The 17,786-nt window shown below is 74.0% G+C and carries 18 protein-coding genes; 7 read left to right on the top strand and 11 right to left on the bottom strand.

All coding sequences use genetic code 11. The features are described from left to right. Positions 1-40 precede the first annotated feature (40 nt). The gene (locus ACFT5B_RS02275) at positions 41-688 is read left to right on the top strand and encodes a TIGR03085 family metal-binding protein (protein WP_386796352.1); all 648 of its coding nucleotides are present in this window, start codon (positions 41-43) and stop codon (positions 686-688) included. Here the strand turns inward: ACFT5B_RS02275 and hisF are convergent. The 10 genes from hisF to ACFT5B_RS02225 form a co-directional block, all read right to left on the bottom strand. Then, positions 685-1,455, bottom strand: a complete 771-nt coding sequence (gene hisF, locus ACFT5B_RS02270) for an imidazole glycerol phosphate synthase subunit HisF (RefSeq protein WP_386796351.1) — start codon at positions 1,453-1,455, stop codon at positions 685-687. The two genes, ACFT5B_RS02275 and hisF, sit on opposite strands and share 4 nt — an antisense overlap. Before the next feature lie 63 nt (positions 1,456-1,518). Next, positions 1,519-2,565, bottom strand: a complete 1,047-nt coding sequence (locus tag ACFT5B_RS02265) for an FKBP-type peptidyl-prolyl cis-trans isomerase (protein ID WP_386796350.1) — start codon at positions 2,563-2,565, stop codon at positions 1,519-1,521. 73 nt (positions 2,566-2,638) lie between these two features. Then, positions 2,639-4,000, bottom strand: coding sequence for a Pup--protein ligase (gene pafA / locus ACFT5B_RS02260; protein ID WP_386796349.1), 1,362 nt, complete (start codon positions 3,998-4,000; stop codon positions 2,639-2,641). 24 nt (positions 4,001-4,024) lie between these two features. Further along, positions 4,025-4,738, bottom strand: a complete 714-nt coding sequence (gene prcA, locus ACFT5B_RS02255) for a proteasome subunit alpha (protein WP_386796348.1) — start codon at positions 4,736-4,738, stop codon at positions 4,025-4,027. After that, a complete protein-coding gene (prcB, locus tag ACFT5B_RS02250; protein WP_386796347.1) occupies positions 4,735-5,691 on the bottom strand; it encodes a proteasome subunit beta in 957 nt (318 codons plus the stop codon). The genes prcA and prcB overlap by 4 nt, the downstream gene beginning before the upstream one ends. Before the next feature lie 7 nt (positions 5,692-5,698). Beyond that, complete coding sequence (locus ACFT5B_RS02245) at positions 5,699-5,896, bottom strand: ubiquitin-like protein Pup (RefSeq protein ID WP_386796346.1); 198 nt, start codon at positions 5,894-5,896, stop codon at positions 5,699-5,701. A gap of 111 nt (positions 5,897-6,007) precedes the next feature. Next, positions 6,008-7,618 carry a depupylase/deamidase Dop gene (gene dop, locus ACFT5B_RS02240; RefSeq protein WP_386796345.1) on the bottom strand — a complete coding sequence of 537 codons (1,611 nt, stop codon included), beginning with the start codon at positions 7,616-7,618 and terminating at the stop codon, positions 6,008-6,010. Between the two features lie 59 nt (positions 7,619-7,677). Further along, positions 7,678-9,327: a proteasome ATPase gene (gene arc, locus ACFT5B_RS02235; protein ID WP_386796344.1), complete on the bottom strand. Its 1,650-nt coding sequence runs from the start codon at positions 9,325-9,327 to the stop codon at positions 7,678-7,680. A 131-nt stretch (positions 9,328-9,458) separates the two neighbouring features. Then, on the bottom strand, positions 9,459-10,523 hold the full coding sequence (locus ACFT5B_RS02230; RefSeq protein ID WP_386796343.1) for a tRNA (adenine-N1)-methyltransferase: 1,065 nt from the start codon (positions 10,521-10,523) through the stop codon (positions 9,459-9,461). Between the two features lie 24 nt (positions 10,524-10,547). Then, on the bottom strand, positions 10,548-11,708 hold the full coding sequence (locus tag ACFT5B_RS02225) for a site-2 protease family protein (RefSeq protein ID WP_386796342.1): 1,161 nt from the start codon (positions 11,706-11,708) through the stop codon (positions 10,548-10,550). A gap of 133 nt (positions 11,709-11,841) precedes the next feature. Between ACFT5B_RS02225 and ACFT5B_RS02220 the strand changes: the two genes are divergently transcribed. After that, positions 11,842-12,732, top strand: coding sequence for a RecB family exonuclease (locus ACFT5B_RS02220; protein WP_386796341.1), 891 nt, complete (start codon positions 11,842-11,844; stop codon positions 12,730-12,732). Positions 12,733-12,766: 34 nt separating this feature from the next. Here ACFT5B_RS02220 and ACFT5B_RS02215 read toward each other — a convergent pair whose 3' ends face one another. Beyond that, positions 12,767-13,486, bottom strand: coding sequence for an HAD family hydrolase (locus ACFT5B_RS02215; protein ID WP_386796340.1), 720 nt, complete (start codon positions 13,484-13,486; stop codon positions 12,767-12,769). A 57-nt stretch (positions 13,487-13,543) separates the two neighbouring features. Between ACFT5B_RS02215 and ACFT5B_RS02210 the strand changes: the two genes are divergently transcribed. From ACFT5B_RS02210 to ACFT5B_RS02190, 5 genes are all read left to right on the top strand, one after another. Next, on the top strand, positions 13,544-14,407 hold the full coding sequence (locus ACFT5B_RS02210; RefSeq protein WP_386796339.1) for a PAC2 family protein: 864 nt from the start codon (positions 13,544-13,546) through the stop codon (positions 14,405-14,407). 12 nt (positions 14,408-14,419) lie between these two features. After that, entirely contained in the window at positions 14,420-14,890 is a 471-nt protein-coding gene (locus ACFT5B_RS02205) for a hypothetical protein (protein WP_386796338.1), read from the top strand. Positions 14,891-14,957: 67 nt separating this feature from the next. Then, on the top strand, positions 14,958-15,458 hold the full coding sequence (locus tag ACFT5B_RS02200) for a GNAT family N-acetyltransferase (protein WP_386796337.1): 501 nt from the start codon (positions 14,958-14,960) through the stop codon (positions 15,456-15,458). A gap of 86 nt (positions 15,459-15,544) precedes the next feature. Next, a complete protein-coding gene (locus ACFT5B_RS02195; RefSeq protein WP_386796336.1) occupies positions 15,545-17,092 on the top strand; it encodes a DUF222 domain-containing protein in 1,548 nt (515 codons plus the stop codon). Between the two features lie 86 nt (positions 17,093-17,178). Further along, positions 17,179-17,721 (top strand): cysteine hydrolase family protein, encoded by a 543-nt coding sequence (locus ACFT5B_RS02190; protein WP_386796335.1) that lies wholly within the window; start codon positions 17,179-17,181, stop codon positions 17,719-17,721. Positions 17,722-17,786 lie beyond the last annotated feature (65 nt).

Here is a 17,786-nt window from a genome sequence, read left to right as displayed (position 1 = left end):
AGAACCTTGGAGGCGTCGCACTCGTGCCACGATGGGTGACATGCCCGATCCTGACGCGAGCCCCCGCGACCGCCCCCGCCACGCCCGGCTGCGCGCTGGCCTCGCCGCCGCGCTCGACGCCGCGTCCCCCGGCGACCCGACGCTCTGCGAGGGCTGGGAGGCCCGTCACGTGGCGTCGCACGTCCTGACGCGCCAGCGCACCCCACGGATCCACTCCCCCGCCTTCTGGGCCCTGGCGGACCAGGCCCGCGACCCGGAGGTCTACGCCACGCTCGTCGCCCGGGTCGCGGCGCCGCCGCCTCGCCGGTCGCCGCACGCCTGGGCGGGCGACCTCATGAACGTGACCGAGTTCTTCGTGCACGCGGAGGACGTGCGCCGCGGCCCGGCCGACGCGCCGCCCCGCCCGCTCGACGACGACGTCGTGCAGGCGTTGTGGCGCCAGCTGGGGCTCGCCGCGCGCGTCGCCTACCGCCGGGCGGCGCCGGGCGTGGTGCTCGTCGCGCCCGGGGTGGGCCGGCGGCGCGTCTCGGGAGCCCGGCACGGCGCAGGCACCGTCGTCGTCACCGGCGAGGTCGGCGAGCTGGTCCTGCACGCCTCAGGTCGCGGCCGGAGCGCGCACGTCACCGTCGAGGGCGCGGACGCGGACGTCGCGGCGCTCGACGCCGTCCAGCCGGGACCGACGGACTAGCGCACCTCGACGCCCGCGGCGCGCAGCGCGTCCTTGACGTCGGCGACGGTGAGCCGGCCGAAGTGGAACACGCTCGCGGCGAGCAGGGCGTCCGCACCCGCCTGCGCGGCGGCCACGAAGTCCTGCGGCGTGGACGCGCCGCCGCTCGCGATCAGCGGCACCCCGACGGCGGCGCGCACCGCGCGCAGCATCTCGAGGTCGAACCCCTCGTACGTGCCGTCGGCGTCCATCGAGTTGAGGAGCACCTCGCCCGCCCCGAGCTCGGCGGCGCGCGCGGCCCACTCCACCGCGTCGATGCCGGTGCCCCGCCGGCCGCCGTGGGTGGTGACCTCGAAGCCGCTCGGCGTCGTCGCGTCGCCCTGGGTGCGCCGCGCGTCCACCGACAGCACGAGGACCTGGTTGCCGAACCGGCCGGCGATCTCGCTGAGGAGCTCCGGCCGCGCGATGGCGGCGGTGTTGACGCCCACCTTGTCCGCGCCCGCCCGGAGCAGGGTGTCGACGTCGTCGACCGTCCGCACACCGCCCCCGACCGTGAGCGGCACGAAGACCTGGTCGGCGGTGCGCCGGACGACCTCGTACGTCGTCTCCCGGCCGCTGGACGACGCCGACACGTCGAGGAAGGTCACCTCGTCCGCGCCTTGCGCGTCGTACCGGGCGGCCAGCTCGACCGGGTCACCGGCGTCGCGGAGGTTCTCGAAGTTCACGCCCTTGACCACCCGCCCCGCGTCGACGTCGAGGCACGGGATCACGCGGACGGCGACGGGCACGGAGGCTCCTTGGAGGTCGTCCCGGGGGCGAACCGGGGTCGGGTGCGGCGGGTACGCAGGTCGTCAGGGACCGGACGGCGCCGACGTCTCGGACGGCGACACCTTTGCGGGCTTCGCCTTCTTCCCGACGGCCGTGCCCGCGCCCGGGGTGTGGACGTCCAGGATATCGACGACGAAGACCAGGGTCTGGTCCGCGAGGTCGGACGACGTGCCCTGGTACGCCAGGTCCGGCGGGACGACGAGCAGCACCTGCGAGCCCACGGGAAGCTCGAGGAGCCCCTGGTCCCAGCCCTCGATCACGTCGCCCACGCCCAGCCGGAACGTCAGGGGAAGCCGCTTGCCGCCCCACGTCGAGTCGAACGTCTTCCCGTTCGACCACGTGACGCCGGTGTACTGGACCGTCACGAGCTGGCCGGCCTGGACCTGCGGCCCGGTGCCCTTGATCAGCGGCAGCACCGCGAGCTCGCTCGGCGCCTTGGCGTCCTTCGGGATCTTGACGGTGGGCGTGCCGTCGTCGGCCCGGGTCACGACGGGCTCGTTCTTGCTCTGCGCGACCTCCTGCCCGCCGGCCCGGCCCGAGAGGATGTCGACCGTCGTCACGAGCGGGACGCCCTTCGACTCGGCGACCTCGAGCACCCGGCTCCCCGCGGTGCGGCCCACGACCATCCGGTACAGGTCCGTGCCCATCTTCTTCTCGTCGACGCGCACCGCGCGCGGCTCGCCACCGAAGGTGTTCGCGACGACCTTCCGGTTGCGGGCGTCCTCCGCGTACGTGTCGAGCACGACGACGTCGCCGTCCTTCACCTTGGCTCCCACGCCCTCCCAGACCGTCTCGAGCCGCGGCTGGGTGACGGTCAGCGGGATGTCGTACGCGAACGAGGGCGGCTCCCACGCGTTGCCGAACACCTTGACGTCGTCCTGCGTCGCGCCCGTGACGGTGGCCTGGTCCTGGGGGTCCTCCTCGCCGCACGCGGCGACCGTCCCCACGAGGCCGAGCGCCACCACGAGCGCCCCCACGGCGCGGGCCCGGCCGACCCGTCCGAGCGGCAGCGACCGTCGGCGGGGACGGTGTCGGGGCGCGGTGGGACGACGGCGGAGCGGGGGGATCACGGGCGACAGGGTAACCGGGTCAACCCGGGGCCACCTGAACCCGGCGGCGCGCACCGCCCGGGCGCGCGACCGCTCACATCGACTCGATGAGGCGCTCCACCCGGTCGTCGACGTTGCGGAACGGGTCCTTGCACAGCACGGTGCGCTGCGCCTGGTCGTTGAGCTTGAGGTGCACCCAGTCGACCGTGTAGTCGCGGCGGGCCTCCTGCGCGGCGCGCACGAAGTCGCCGCGCAGCTTGGCGCGCGTCGTCTGCGGCGGCACGGCCGTCGACTCGAAGACCTCGAGGTCCGACACGACCCGCTCGACGAGGCCGCGCTGGGCCATGAGGTTGTACAGCCCGTCGGTGCGCGAGATGTCGTGGTAGGCCAGGTCGAGGCGCGCGATCCGCGGGTCCGTCAGGGCGAGGCCGTGCTTGGCCTGGTACCGCTGGATGAGCTTGAGCTTGATCACCCAGTCGAGCTCGCGGTCGACGAGCGACAGGTCGCCCGACTCGAGGGCGCGCAGGCCGCGCTCCCACAGGTCGAGGACCTGCTTGATCATGGGCGTCGGCTCGACGTGGGCGTCCACGTGGTCCTTGACCCGCTGGAGGTACTCGGACTGCAGCTCGATCGCGGTGGCCGTCCTCCCGTTCGCGAGCTGGACCGGCACCTTGGCCGTGACGTCGTGCGAGATGTCGCGGATCGCCCGGATCGGGTTCTCGAGCCCGAGGTCGCGCATCGGCACACCCGCCTCGACGAGGCGCAGCACGAGGTCGGTCGCGCCGACCTTGAGGACCGTCGTCGGCTCGGCCATGGACGAGTCGCCGACGATGACGTGCAGGCGCCGGTAGCTCTCGGCGTCGGCGTGCGGCTCGTCGCGCGTGTTGATGATCGGGCGGGACCGCGTGGTCGCGCTCGAGACGGCCTCCCAGATGTGGTCGGCGCGCTGCGAGAGCGTGTACGTCGCGCCGCGGGGGGTCGCGAGGACCTTGCCCGCGCCCGTGAGGATCTGGCGGGTGATGAGGAACGGGACCAGCACGTCCGACAGGCGCGCGAAGTCGCCCTGGCGGCGCACGAGGTAGTTCTCGTGGCAGCCGTACGAGTTCCCGGCCGAGTCCGTGTTGTTCTTGAACAGGTGGATCCGGCCCGCGAGGCCCTCGTGCTCGAGGCGCTGCTGCGCGTCGGCGACGAGCCCCTCGAGGATGCGCTCGCCGCCCCGGTCGTACGCGACGAGCTGCCGCACGTCGTCGCACTCCGCCGTCGCGTACTCGGGGTGCGAGCCGACGTCCAGGTACAGCCGCGAGCCGTTGCGCAGGAAGACGTTCGACGACCGCCCCCACGCCACGACCTTGCGGAACAGGTAGCGCGCGATCTCGTCCGCGGACAGGCCGCGGCCGTCGTCGGCGGCGCACGTCACGCCGTACTCCGTCTCGAGCCCGAAGATGCGTCGGTCCATGGGGGTCTCCTGTCTTCCCGCGGCCTAGCGGCGGCCGAGGAGCTGCTCGAGCGTGGCCGTGGGCAGCCGCCGGAACGCCCGCCGCCGGGAGGTCCGCTCGAGCACCGCGGCCTCGAGCTGGGAGGCGGGCACGTCCTGGGGCTCCGCGCCCTCGCCCTCCGCGGGCTCGCCGCCCGTGCCGAGGGCGCGCGTCGCGAGCGCGAGGACCTGCGGCAGCGTCATGCCCTCGTGCCACTCCTCACGCAGCCGGGCACCGAGCTCCTCGGCCTGCCCGCCCATCGCGACGACGCCGTGCTCGTCCGCGACCGACCCGTCGTACGACAGGCGGTAGATCTGGTCCCTCGCCGGCTCGTCCGCGACCTCGGCGACGACGATCTCGACCTCGAGCGGCTTGGACTCCGTCGTGAAGACCGTGCCGAGGGTCTGCGCGTAGGCGTTCGCGAGGCCGCGCGCCGTGACGTCGGACCGGTCGTAGGAGTACCCGCGCAGGTCCGCGTAGCGCACGCCCGCGACCCGCAGGTTCTCGAACTCGTTGTACTTGCCGACCGCCGCGAACGCGATCCGGTCGTAGATCTCGGAGATCTTGTGCAGCGCGCGCGACGGGTTCTGCGTCGCGAAGGCGATGCCGTCGTCGTACTGCAGGACGACGACCGAGCGGCCTCGCGCGATCCCCTTGCGCGCGTAGTCCGCCCGGTCCTTCATGAGCTGCTCGGGCGAGACGTAGAACGGCATGCTCATGCAGGGTCTCCCTCAGCGTCGGCACGGTCGGTGCCGCGGGCACGGTCGGCGTCCGGGTCGTGCGGCGCGGGCCGCGGCTCGTCGGAGGCGTTGGTCGCGGACGTGCGGGCCGCGCCCGGGCGACGGACGCTCGCGCGCGCGTCGTTCGCGGCGGTCCGCTCGGCGACGATCTCACCGGCCAGCGCCGCGAGCTCGTCGTCGCCGACGCGCTGGTAGCCCGCCGCGTCGACCGTCGCGACGACCGGCCAGATCCGGCGCACGGGGTCGGGGCCGCCGGTCGCGGAGTCGTCGTCGGCGGCGTCGTAGAGCGCCTCGACGGCGACGTGCACCGCGCCCGCGGCGTCCAGCCCGGGGCGCCACAGCTTCTTCAGGGCGCCCCGCGCGAACACCGAGCCCGAGCCCACGCTGTGGTGGTCGTGCTCCTCGTAGCGCCCCCCGGTCACGTCGTAGGAGAAGATCCGGCCCGCGCCCCGGTCCAGGTCGTAGCCCGCGAACAGCGGCACGACGGCGAGGCCCTGCATCGCGAGACCCAGGTTGGACCGGATCATCGTCGACAGGCGGTTCGCCTTGCCGTCGAGCGAGAGCAGCGAGCCCTCGATCTTCTCGTAGTGCTCGAGCTCGAGCTGGTAGAGGCGCACGAGCTCGAGCGCCAGCCCGGCGCTGCCCGCGATCCCGACCGCCGAGTACTCGTCCGCCGGGAACACCTTCTCGATCTCGCGGCTCGCGATCATGGCGCCCGCGGTCGCCCGCCGGTCGCCCGCCATGACGACGCCGCCCTCGTACGTGACCGCGACGATCGTCGTGCCGTGCGGCGCCGCGGGGGCGTCACCGGCGGGCAGCACACGGCCCGCCGGGAGGAGGCCCGGGTCGTGCGCCGCCAGGAACTCCACGAACGACGCGGAGCCGGGTGTGGTGAACGCGCGAGGGAGCCTCGCGTCTGCCTCGGGAGTCATCGGCGTCCTACTGCCCGCCCTTCTGGACGAACCCACGGACGAACTGCTCGGCGTTCGCCTCGAGGACGTCGTCGATGTCGTCGAGGAGCGCGTCGACGTCGGCGTCCTGACCCTGCGGCGCCGCCGGGGGCGGGGTGGGGGTGGCGTCGTCGTCCGGGACGTCGTCCTCGCGGCGGACGTGCTGCTGCTGCTCGCGACCTGCCATCGTCGTCTCCTTCGTGCTCGTCGGTCCCCGGGGCCGTGCGGTCCCGGTGATCCGTTCCGTGTCCAGCCTAGGCCGTGGCGGCCCGCCCGGCTGGCCCGTCCACGCCGTCCGTCACGTGCCCGACAGGCCCGCGAGCAGCGCAGACGCGTCCTCGCTGCGGTCCAGCAGCTCGCCCAGGTGCCGGCGTGTGCCGCGCTCCGGGTCGGGCATGGGGACGCGCTGCAACGACGGCGCGCCGGGGACGTCGAAGATGATCGAGTCCCAGCTCGCCGCCGAGACGTGCTCGCCGTACCGGGCCATGACCTCGCCGCGGAAGTAGGCGCGCGTGTCGTCCGGCGGGTGGTGGACGGCGCGCGCGACCTCCTGCTCCGTGACGACCCGCTCGACCGCGTCCTTGGCGAGGAGCCGGTGGTAGATGCCGCGCTCGGGCCGGACGTCCGACCACTGCAGGTCGGTCGCGGCCAGGCGCGGGTGCTCCCAGTCGAGGCCGTCGCGGCGGCGCAGCCCGTCGAGGATGCGGAGCTTGGCGACCCACTCGACCTGTCCCGCGACGCTCGCGCGGTCGTGCTCGAGGCCGTGGAGCACGCGCTCCCACCGCTCCACGACGGCCCGCGTCTCGTCGTCGGGCCCGTCCGGTGCGAGGACGCCGAGCGCCTCGTGCACCGCGTCGAGGTAGGCGCGCTGGATCTCGAGCGCGGTCAGCTCACGCCCGTCGACCAGCCGGAGCCTCGTCGTGAGGGTCGTGTCGTGGCTCACGGCCTGGACGTCGGCGACGGGGTCCACGAGGCGCAGCGCGGCGAGCCGCGCGTGCACGGCGGCCAGCTCGTCGCGCCGCTCGATCACGCCCAGGACGAGCGACGTCGTGCCGAGCTTGAGGTACGTCGCCACCTCGAGCAGGTTCGCGTCCCCGATGATGAGGTGCAGCCGGCGCCACCGCTGGCGGTCGGCGTGCGGCTCGTCCCGCGTGTTGACGATGGGTCGTCGCAGCGTGGTCTCGAGGCCGATCTCCGCCTCGACGTAGTCGGCGCGCTGGGAGAGCTGGAAGCCCGCCTCGGCACCCGTCTGCCCGAGCCCGACGCGCCCCGCCCCCGCGAACACCTGGCGCGTCACGAGGAACGGGATGAGGAGCTGGGCGAGCTCGGCGAACGGCACGTCGCGGCGCACGAGGAAGTTCTCGTGGCACCCGTAGCTCGCACCCTTGCCGTCCACGTTGTTCTTGTAGAGCGCGACCGGCCCGCCCGGGAAGGGCGCGAGCTCCCGCGCCGCCGCGAGCATGACCCGCTCCCCGGCGACGTCGAACCGCACCGCCTCGCGCGGGCCCGTGACCTCCGGGGACGAGTACTCGGGGTGCGCGTGGTCGACGTAGAGGCGGGCGCCGTTGGTGAGGATGACGTTCGCGGCGCTCGGGTCGTCGTACTCCTCGGCCTCCGGGCGCTCGAGCTCCTCCGTCGAGCCGCCGCTGCCGTTCGACGACACCGGCCCCGGCGCGACGGGCCGGTCCGGGTCGTCGGTGAGCAGCGACGGGTGCGCCGAAGCGCGGCGCAGGTGGAAGCCCCGCGCATCGTGCAGGGGGTCCTCGTCGTCGTAGTCCCAGCGGGCGCCGCGACCCCCGCCGAGCGAGGCGAGGGCACGGTACGTCGTCACGACCTGGGACGACAGCAGCATCGGGTTCGCGTAGGGCCGCCCGGGCTGGAGGACGCCGTACTCCGTCTCGATGCCCATGACACGCCGGACGGAGAGGGGACCGAGGCCCTCGGCCGCGGCCACCGGGGAGGGTCCCGTCACAGGTACTGCCCGGTGTTGGTGACGGTGTCGATGGTGCGCGCCGCGGCGGCGGCCTTGCCCTTCTTCTCGACGATCGTGCGGATGAAGACGATGCGCTCGCCCTTCTTGCCGCTGATCCGGGCCCAGTCGTCGGGGTTGGTGGTGTTGGGCAGGTCCTCGTTCTCCTTGAACTCGTCGACGCACGCCGACAGCAGGTGGTCGACGCGCAGGCCGCGCTGGCCCGTCGTCAGGAAGTCCTTGATCGCGGTCTTCTTGGCCCGGTCGACGATGTTCTGGATCATCGCGCCCGAGTTGAAGTCCTTGAAGTAGAGGACCTCCTTGTCGCCCGACGCGTACGTGACCTCGAGGAACCGGTTCTCGTCGTCCTCGGAGTAGATGCGCTCGACGACGGCGTGCACCATCGCGTCGATGGCCTCGGCGGCGTCGTCGTGGTGCTCGGCGAGGTCGTCGGGGTGGATCGGCAGGTCGGTCGTGAGGTACTTGCCGAAGATCTCCTTGGCGCCCTCGGCGTCGGGCCGCTCGATGCGGATCTTCACGTCGAGGCGTCCCGGCCGCAGGATCGCGGGGTCGATCATGTCCTCGCGGTTCGAGGCACCGATGACGATGACGTTGTCGAGGCGCTCGACGCCGTCGATCTCCGACAGCAGCTGGGGCACGATCGTCGTCTCCACGTCGGACGACAGACCGGTGCCGCGCGTGCGGAACAGCGACTCCATCTCGTCGAAGAAGACGACCACGGGCATACCCTCGCTCGCCTTCTCCCGCGCCCGGGCGAAGATCAGCCGGATGTGGCGCTCGGTCTCGCCCACGTACTTGTTGAGGAGCTCGGGGCCCTTGATGTTGAGGAAGTAGCTCTGGACGCTCTCGCCTGCGGCCTGGACACCGGACTCGGCGGCGCGGCGCTCCCCCACCATCTGGGCGAGCGAGTTCGCGACCGCCTTGGCGATGAGCGTCTTGCCGCACCCGGGCGGGCCGTAGAGCAGCACGCCCTTGGGCGGGCGCAGGCCGTGCTCCCGGAACAGGTCGGGGTGCGCGAACGGCAGCTCGACGGCGTCGCGGATCTGGTCGATCTGCGGGCCCAGGCCACCGATGTCCGCGTAGTGGATGTCCGGGACCTCCTCGAGGACGAGCTCCTCGACGTCCGACTTCGGGATCCGCTCGAACACGAAGCCCGAGCGCGTGTCGATCGTGACGGCGTCGCCGACGCGCACCTGGTCCGTCACGGACCCGGCCACGCGCGCGACACGCTCCTCGTCGGCCCGCCCGACGACGAGCACCCGGCCCTCGGGCAGGAGCTCCTTGACGGTCACGAGCTCGCCGATCCTCTCGAAGCCGCCCGCCTCGACGACGGTCATCGCCTCGTTGAGCTTGACCTCCTGGCCGGGGCGCAGCGAGGCCACGTCGAGCGACGGGCTCGTGCCGACGTGCATCTTGCGGCCTGCCGACATGATGTCGACGGTCCCGTCGGGGCGGCCCCCGACGAAGACGGCGTAGGTGCCCGGGGGCTTGGCGAGCTCGTCGATCTGGCGCTTGAGCTCGACGATCTGGTCACGGGCGGCGACGAGGGCGTCGGCGAGCCGTTCGTTCTTGGCGGCGAGCAGCGTGAGCTGCTGGTCGCGCGGGTCGCGGATGGGGGCGTCGGTCATCTCGTCCTCCCCGGTTGTGGGACTTCGACCTTAGTCGGCAACACCCACGACGCGCCGGACGTTCCACGCAGCGACACGCGACCTTCACGTGGCGGGCGTCACACCGGCGCCGCCCGGGGCAGGGACCGGCGTCAGGCCTGGTCGGGGGCCTGCCCGACGCTCCGCCGCACGCGTCGGATCTTCTTGGGCGAGACGGGCCGCTCGCCGAGCGCCTCCTCGGTCCACTCGGTGCCGCCGTCCGCGGCCGCCCCGTCCCCGGCGCCGTCGGTCGCTCCGCCGTCGACGGGGTACGCCCCCTTGGCGGGACGCCGCTTGCGCTCGGGCGCCTGGACGCCGTCCGCGAGGCGCCGGGTGGTCAGGAGGAAGCCGGTGTGGCCCATCATCCGGTGCTCGGGCCGCACGGCGAGGCCCTCGAGGTGCCAGCCGCGGACGAACGACTCCCAGGCCGTCGGCTCGGTGTAGCGGCCGTCGTCGCGCACGTCCTCCGCGAGGCGGGAGAGCTGCGTCGTCGTCGCGACGTAGCAGCACAGGACGCCGCCGGGCGTGAGCGCGTCCGCGACCGCCGCCAGGTTCTCCCAGGGCGCGAGCATGTCGAGCACGACCCGGTCGACGGTGCCGGGCGCGGCGACCGTGGGCAGCACGTCGGCGAGGTCGCCGACGCTGAGGCGCCACGCCGGGTGCGGACCGCCGAAGAACGTCTCGACGTTGCCGCGCGCGATGGCCGCGAAGTCCTCGCGCCGCTCGATCGAGTGGAGCGACCCGCCGTCGCCGACGGCGCGCAGCAGCGAGAGCGTCAGGGCCCCCGAGCCGACGCCCGCCTCGACGACGCGCGCACCCGGGTAGATGTCGGCCATCGTGACGATCTGGCCGGAGTCCTTGGGGTACACGACTGCGGCACCGCGCGGCATCGAGAGGACGTAGTCGGACAGCAGCGGCCGGAGCGCGACGTACTCCGTCCCGCCCGTGCTCGTGACGACCTGGCCCTCGGGCGCGCCGATGAGCGCGTCGTGCGCGAAGTAGCCGCGGTGCGTGTGGAACGTCGCGCCCGGGTCGAGCGTGATCGTGTGCAGCCGGCCCTTGGGGTCGGTGAGCTGGACCTTGTCGCCCGCGCGGAACGGACCGCGGCGCAGGTCGGCGCCCGTCGCGGTCGCCTCGGGGGTCGCGGGCACGGCGTCGGTCGTGTCGTCGGAAGTCACGGTCGACCATCCTAGGCGGCGCGGTCAGGCGGGCTTGGTGTTCGCCCTCCGCACCGCGTCGACGACCGTCTGCACGGGGAGCAGGCCGACGACCGAGCCCGCGCGCATGACGGCGAGCACGGGCGCGTGCGACGCGGCCTCCGCGACCGTCCCGACGAGGTCGCCTCCCGCGGTCTCGACGTCGACGATCGCGTCGGCCCCGAGCGTCTGGGCGACCGCCGTGACCGGTGTGGTCGCGGCGGAGGCCTCGGGGACGGACGCGAGGGCCTGCGGGTCGACGGCGCCGACGGCCGTGCCGGCGCGGTCGACGACGACGAGCGCGTGGTGCGGCAGGCTCACGCTCCGCGCGTCCGCGACGGTACCCGTGTCGTAGACGAGCCGGACCGGGAGCATGAGGTCCGCGGCGCGCAGGTGCGCGACGGCCGCGCGCGCCTTGCCCGACGCGACGGCCTGCGACGCCCCCTGCCACAGGAACCCGCCGATGAGGACACCCCAGATCACGGTCGTGAGCGAGGGCTGCTCCCCTCGGCCGAGCGGCCAGAGCACCACCCACGCGATGACCGCGAGCGCCACGAGGCGTCCGACCCAGCCGGCGGCGACGGTGCCCTTCTCACGGTTGCCCGTCGCGCCCCAGACGGCGGACTCGAGCATCTGGCCGCCGTCGAGCGGGAGACCGGGCAGGAGGTTGAAGATCCCGACGAACGCGTTGGAGAAGGCACCGGCGTACAGGAGCAGGCCGGCGATCGACGCGTCGTGGCGCACGGGCTGGAAGACGCCCCAGAAGGCGGCCGCGAGCGCCAGGTTGGTGACGGGCCCGACGACGGCGACGAGGAACGCGTCGAGCGGTCCGCCGCCGCCCCCGTACGCGGTGTGGCCGCCCCAGAGGGTGAGGGCGAGCTCGTGGACCTCGTGCCCGCGGGCGCGGGCGACGAGGGCGTGCGCGGCCTCGTGGAGGAACACGGAGAGGAAGAGGAGCAGCACGAAGGCGAGCGCGACGACGTAGGTCCCGATGCCGAGGTCGGGCGCGACGAAGCGCACGGTCGGGGCGAAGAGGACGGTGAGGACGGCGGCGGCGACGAACCACGAGGGGGTGACGACGACGGGGGCTCCGGCGAGTCGACCGATGACCCAGCCGGAGGAGGTGCGGCGCGGGCGGCGCCCGCGGGGGGCGGGGGTCTGACTCACCTGGTCAGCCTAGTGGTCGCGGCTGGGCCGGCGCTGGGCGCGGGGGCGACCCTGGGGACGGCGGCGACGGCGCGGGGCCCCGTCCTGTGGAGGGCGCCGGGCGGGGTGGGTGCCGGCGGCTAGGGTCCTGGGCGTGGCTGTGACGGACGAGATCGAGACCCTGACCGTGCCGGGGCCGGGCGCACCGGACCCGGCGGAGGCGCGGGTGCCCGGGCTGTCGCCGTCGCGCGCCAACGACTTCATGCAGTGCCCGCTGCTGTTCCGGTTCCGGGTGGTGGACCGGCTGCCGGAGCCGCCGAGCGAGGCGGCTGCGCGCGGCACGTTGGTGCACGCCGTGCTGGAGCGGCTGTACGACGCAGCGGCGGGCGACCGGACGCCGGAGCACGCGCTGTCGCTGCTGGGGCCGCAGTGGGAGTCGTTGCAGGAGGCGCGCCCGGAGTACGCGGACCTCGTCGGGGACGCGGCGGGGCTGGAGGCGTGGCTGGGGCGCGCCGGGGAGCTGGTGGGCACCTACTTCCGCCTCGAGGACCCGAACCGGCTGGAGCCGCGCTCCCGCGAGCTCGCGGTGCGTCACCAGCTGGTGGACGGGCCGCAGCTGCGGGGAATCGTGGACCGGCTGGACGTGGCGCCGTCGGGAGAGGTGCGGGTCGTGGACTACAAGTCCGGGCGGGCGCCCCGCCCGGGCTACGGCGGGTCCGCGGAGTTCCAGATGCGGTTCTACGGCCTGGTGCTGTGGCGGGAGACCGGCAGGGTGCCGCGCATGCTGCAGCTCGTCTACCTGGGCGACGGTCAGGTGCTGCGGTCGGAGCCGACCGAGGCTGCGCTCGAGCACACCGAGCAGCGGGTGCGGGCCGTGTGGTCGGGCATCGAGTCGATGGCGCGTGCCGGGCACTTCCCTCCGCGGCGGTCCGCGCTGTGCGGGTGGTGCGCGCACCAGGCGTCGTGCCCGGAGTTCGGGGGCACTCCCCCGCCGTACCCGGTCGAGGCGTCCGTGCGGGCGTTGGGGGTCGCGCCGGGGCTGTGACGCGACGGGCCGGCGGCTGGCGCGCGGCCCCCGGTCAGCCGGCGGCGGCCTCGAGCAGGTCGAGGGTCTCGCCTGCCGCGATCCGTCCCAGGGTGCGGACGTCGAGCTGGTCGAGCGACGCGACCCGGGTCAGACCGGGCGCGGGCTCGACGGGTACGACGACCTGCACGCCGACGGTCCGGGCGCCCGACGCGAGGGCGGACGCGATCCCGGGCCGCGAGTCCTCCACGGCGACGCAGGCGGCCGGGTCCACCCCGAGCTGCTCGGCGGCCCGCAGGTAGGGCTCGGGGTGGGGCTTGCCATGCGTGACCTCGTCGCCGCAGACGACGGCGCGGAACGTCCCCTCGGGCACGGCCTCGACGACGGCCTCGGCGAGCACCCGGTAGGACATGGTGACGAGCGCGCACGGGATGCCGGCGTCGCGCAGGCCGGCGAGGAGCTCGCGCGCGCCCGGCTGCCACGGGACGGCGTCGTGCAGGTGCTCGACCATGCGGCCGACGAGCCGCTCGACGATCTCCTCGGGGCTGAGCGGGACGCCGTGGGCGGCGATGAGGCTCGCGGACTCCAGCAGCGGCCGCCCGACGAGGGTGAGGCCGTCCTGGTAGGTCCAGGTGAGGCCGTGCTCGGCGACGAGCTCGGTCTCCGCGGTCATCCAGTAGGGCTCGGTGTTGACGAGGGTCCCGTCGAGGTCCCAGAGCACCGCGGCGGGCGTCGTCGGGGTGGTCAGGGGGTTCGAGGGGGACTGTTCGCTCACCGCACCATCGTAGGTGGGCGCCCACGCGCGGCGTCCCGCGCCCCTTAGGCTGGAGCGATGACCGATCCCCAGGCTGCGCCCTCCGCCCCGCGTCCCGGACGCGCCGTGATGCTCGCTGCCTTCGAGGGGTGGAACGACGCGGGCGGCGCGGCGACGGCCGCGATCGAGCACCTCCAGGACGTGTGGGGTGCGGTCGAGGTCGCGCGGCTCGACCCCGAGGAGTACCACGACTTCCAGGTGAACCGCCCGCAGGTCGTGGTCGGCGAGGACGGCAAGCGGGCCATCGAGTGGCCCACGACGACGGTCTGGACCGCGACCCTCCCGACGAGCGGCCGGACCGTGGTCCTGGTCCGCGGGATCGAGCCGTCGATGCGGTGGCGGTCATACTGCGGCGAGCTCCTGCGGCACGCGGACGAGCACGACGTCGAGACCGTCGTGACCCTCGGGGCGCTGCTCGCCGACGTCCCGCACACCCGGCCGATCCCGCTGACCGCGACGAGCGAGTCCGTGGGCCTGCAGGCCGTCCTCGACGTCGAGCCCACCGCCTACGAGGGGCCGACCGGCATCGTCGGCGTCCTGCAGCACTCGGCCGCCGAGCACGGGTGCGCGTCCGTGTCGCTGTGGGCGGCCGTGCCGCACTACGTCGGGCAGCCCCCGTCCCCGAAGGCGACGCTCGCGATCCTGTCGCGCGTGGAGGACCTGCTGTCCGAGCCGATCCCCCTCGGGGACCTGCCCGAGGACGCCGCGGCGTGGCAGACCGGCGTCGACGAGCTCGCGTCCGAGGACCCCGAGATCGCCGAGTACGTCCGGCAGCTGGAGGAGGCCAAGGACACCGCCGAGCTGCCGGAGGCGTCGGGCGAGGCCATCGCCCGCGAGTTCGAGCGGTACCTGCGCCGCCGCGACGACGGCCGCCAGGGCTGACCCGACGTCTCCGTGCGCGACCTGGACGAGGCCGTCTCACCAGCTGGCGCCGACGACGGGCCGGCTGACCGGGAGCCCGGCCCGGCGTCGGTCGTCGCGCCTCGCGTCGAGCTCGTGCGGTTCGAGAGCCCCGTCACGAACGCCCGAGGGCGCCGGCCCGGCGTCTTCGCGCTGGCGAACGGGCTCGCGCGAGCGGGTCGGCTCTCGTCCACAGACCACGCCTGGTGGCGCAGCAGCAACGACTGGTGCAACGCGGCCTACGCCGACCCGTCGACCGTCGACGCCGCGGTGTACGACGACGTCGCGAACCCCGGCGCCCAGGCATGGTTCAAGAGCACCGCGGTCGAGCTGATCGAGATCGCACGTGCGTATGTCGCGCTCCTCGAGCGCTACGGCGTGGCGTGCGTCGAACGGCGCACCCTGGCGCCCGGGCGGGTCGTCTACGAGGACGACGTCCAGGTCGTCGTCGCCCCGCCCAGATAGACGAGCCGCGACCCGACGGCAGGGAAATCGGATGGGGCGTGAGAGTGGGGCTCCATAGTCTTTGCTCGTGCTCGTGCCCGTCACGCTCAGGACGTTCCGCGCGTCCGACCTCGACGCCCTCACCGCGCTCGCGCTCCAGGCGTGGGAGCCCGTGTTCGACGCGTGGCGTGCCGTCCTGGGCGAGGAGCTGTACGCGCTCGCGTACCCGGACTGGCACCGGTCCCAGGCGGCCACGGTCAGGACCACGTGTGGCGGGCACCCTGACACGACGCTCGTGGCCGAGTCGGACGGTCGGGTGGTCGGCTTCGCGGTCGTCGTTCTCGGCGAGGTGGACAACCAAGGCACGCGTCCCGCCGACCTCGAGCTGATCGCCGTGGACCCGACGGCGCAGGGCCGCGGGACCGGTCAGCGACTCCTGGAAGCCGCGCTCGATCTCATGCGACGAGAGGGCTGCGCGTTCGCGAACGTCTGGACCGGCGGCGACGACGGCCACGCGTCCGCGCGATCCCTCTACGAAAGGAACGGGTTCACTCGCCTGCCGGTTGTGCACTACTACCGCGCCCTCTGATCGGAGCGGCACGCCCGCTTCGGTTCAACCCAGTCGTTCGAACATCCGTTCGACTTCGTGTCAGTGGCCCCGTGTTGACTGGGGGCATGACGACGACGGCGATCGCGGGCGAGCGCACGGTGGCGCGCGCCGTACCGGGTTCCGTCGCCCGGCCCGGTGACCCGGCGAGCGTCGGTCCGGTCGGGCCCGATCTCACCGAGGTCGAGGTGCTCGGCGAGGCGATCGACACGATCGTCCAGGTCGAGACGGCGATCCGCCGGCTGACCGCGTTCCGCACCGTCCTCGTGGATGCGGCCCGGCGCCAGGTCCCCGCCGCCGAGGCAGCGCTCCTGCGCCCCGGGTCCGACGCCGCACGCGGGCCGACGCTCGCAGCCCGCGCGGAGCTTGCGGAGCGGGCGTTCATCGCCGACCTCGCGACCGCACTCCTGCTCCCGGAGGGCACGACGCGCGCGCTCGTCGAGGACGCCCACGCCCTCGTCCACGACCTTCCCGCGACGCTCGAGGCGCTCGGCTCCGGCAGCATCTCCTACCGGCACGCCCAGGTCGTGAGCGAGCACACCGCGGGTCTCGAGCCCGGCGCAGCCCGCGCCGTCGAGGAGGCCGGGCTCGCCCGCGCGCATGCGACGACGCCGACGGGTCTCGCACGCCACCTCCGGCGCGCTCGCGAACGGGTCCACCCCGAGGCACCGACGGAACGGCACCGCCGAGCCGCGGTCGACCGTCGAGTCAGCCTCGACCCCTCGCCCGACGGCATGAGCTGGCTCACCGCGTTCCTCCCCGCGGCCACCGGCCACGCCGTGATGGATCGCCTGGACCACGCCGCCGGAACGCTGGCACACCGCGGCGAGGAACGCACCCCGGACCAGCTCCGTGCCGACGTGCTGGCGGCGCTCCTCCTCGACGACGCCGACGGCACTGCCAGCACCGTGCTGGCGAGCGTCGCACCGGCCGGTCGTCGGCCGAGCGCCGCCGGCCCGGCCGCCCCGCAGCCGGGCGCGACGGCGCACCAGCGCGACGAGTGGAGTGGTCGCGACGACGATCGGCGGCTCGCCGAGGACGACGCCTCCGCCGCCGGCCTCGCCCACCTGGCTCGCAGCCTCGCCCCTCGGGTCCACGTGACGATCCCGGCGATGACGCTCCTCGGTCGCGGCGACGAACCCGGCGAACTCGACGGGTACGGCCCGATCGACGCCGACACCGCCCGCGAGCTGGCCGCCGGCGCCCCGTCGTTCACCCGGATCCTCACCCATCCGCACACCGGGGCCGTGCTGTCGGTAGGGCGGGAGTCGTACGCCGTCCCGGCGGACCTCCGACGTCACCTCGCCGTCCGGGACGCCACCTGCCGATTCCCCGGTTGCGGTCGCCGAGCGGCGCGGTGCGACGTCGACCATGTCGTCGCGTTCGTCGACGGCGGCTCGACCGATGCCGACAACCTCGTCCACCTCTGCCGCCACCACCACCGCCTCAAGCACGAGACGTCGTGGCGACCGGCACCGAGCGCGGACCTGGACGCGCCGCCCGGCTCGGTGACGTGGACCTCGCCGACAGGCCGCACCCATGTTTCGGCGCCCGCGACCGTCTCCGCGCCCGCGACAGCAGGTCCACGAGCGCCGTCGTCGGACCCGCCGTTCTGACAGGTTCGAGCCCAGCCCGGTCCTCCGGCCGACGACGTGAAGAGACGGCTCGACGCCGGCGACGCCCCGTCTGGCACCATGACGCCGTGACCGCTCGACGCTCTGCCCTGCTCGTGATCGACCTTCAGAACGGCGTCCTGCCGGGCTGCCACGACGCCGACGGCGTCCTGGCACGGACCCGCCGGCTCGTCGAGCGGGCGCGGAGCGAGGGGACGCCCGTCGTGTGGGTGCAGGACCACGGCCCCGGCCTCGAGCACGGCAGCGAGGCGTGGGAGCTCGCGGGCGGCCTCGAGGTCGGCGCCGGCGAGCCGGCGGTCGGCAAGACGTACCGCGACTCCTTCGCCGGGACGGATCTCGCCGACGTGCTCCACACCGCGGGCGTGGGCCGGCTCGTCGTCGCCGGGGCGCAGACGGACTACTGCGTGCGCACCACCGCACAAGCCGCCGCCGCACGCGGTTACGACGTCACCCTCGTGGGCGACGCCCACACGACCACGGACTCCACGTGGCAGGACGTCACGATCACGGGCGAGCAGGTCGTCGCGCACACGAACCGGTACTTCGCGGGACTGCGCTACCCCGGGCAGGCGTTCGCGGTCGCCTCGGCCGCCGACGTCGTCCTCGCCTGACCGTGAGGATCGCGTTCGCCGCCTGACCGTGCCGGGCGGCGGTTGGCCGCCTCGAGCGTGACTCT

The sequence above is a fragment of the Luteimicrobium sp. NPDC057192 genome (assembly GCF_042670205.1).
GTDB lineage: Bacteria > Actinomycetota > Actinomycetes > Actinomycetales > Cellulomonadaceae > Luteimicrobium.
This window is presented reverse-complemented; position numbering and strand designations above follow the sequence as displayed.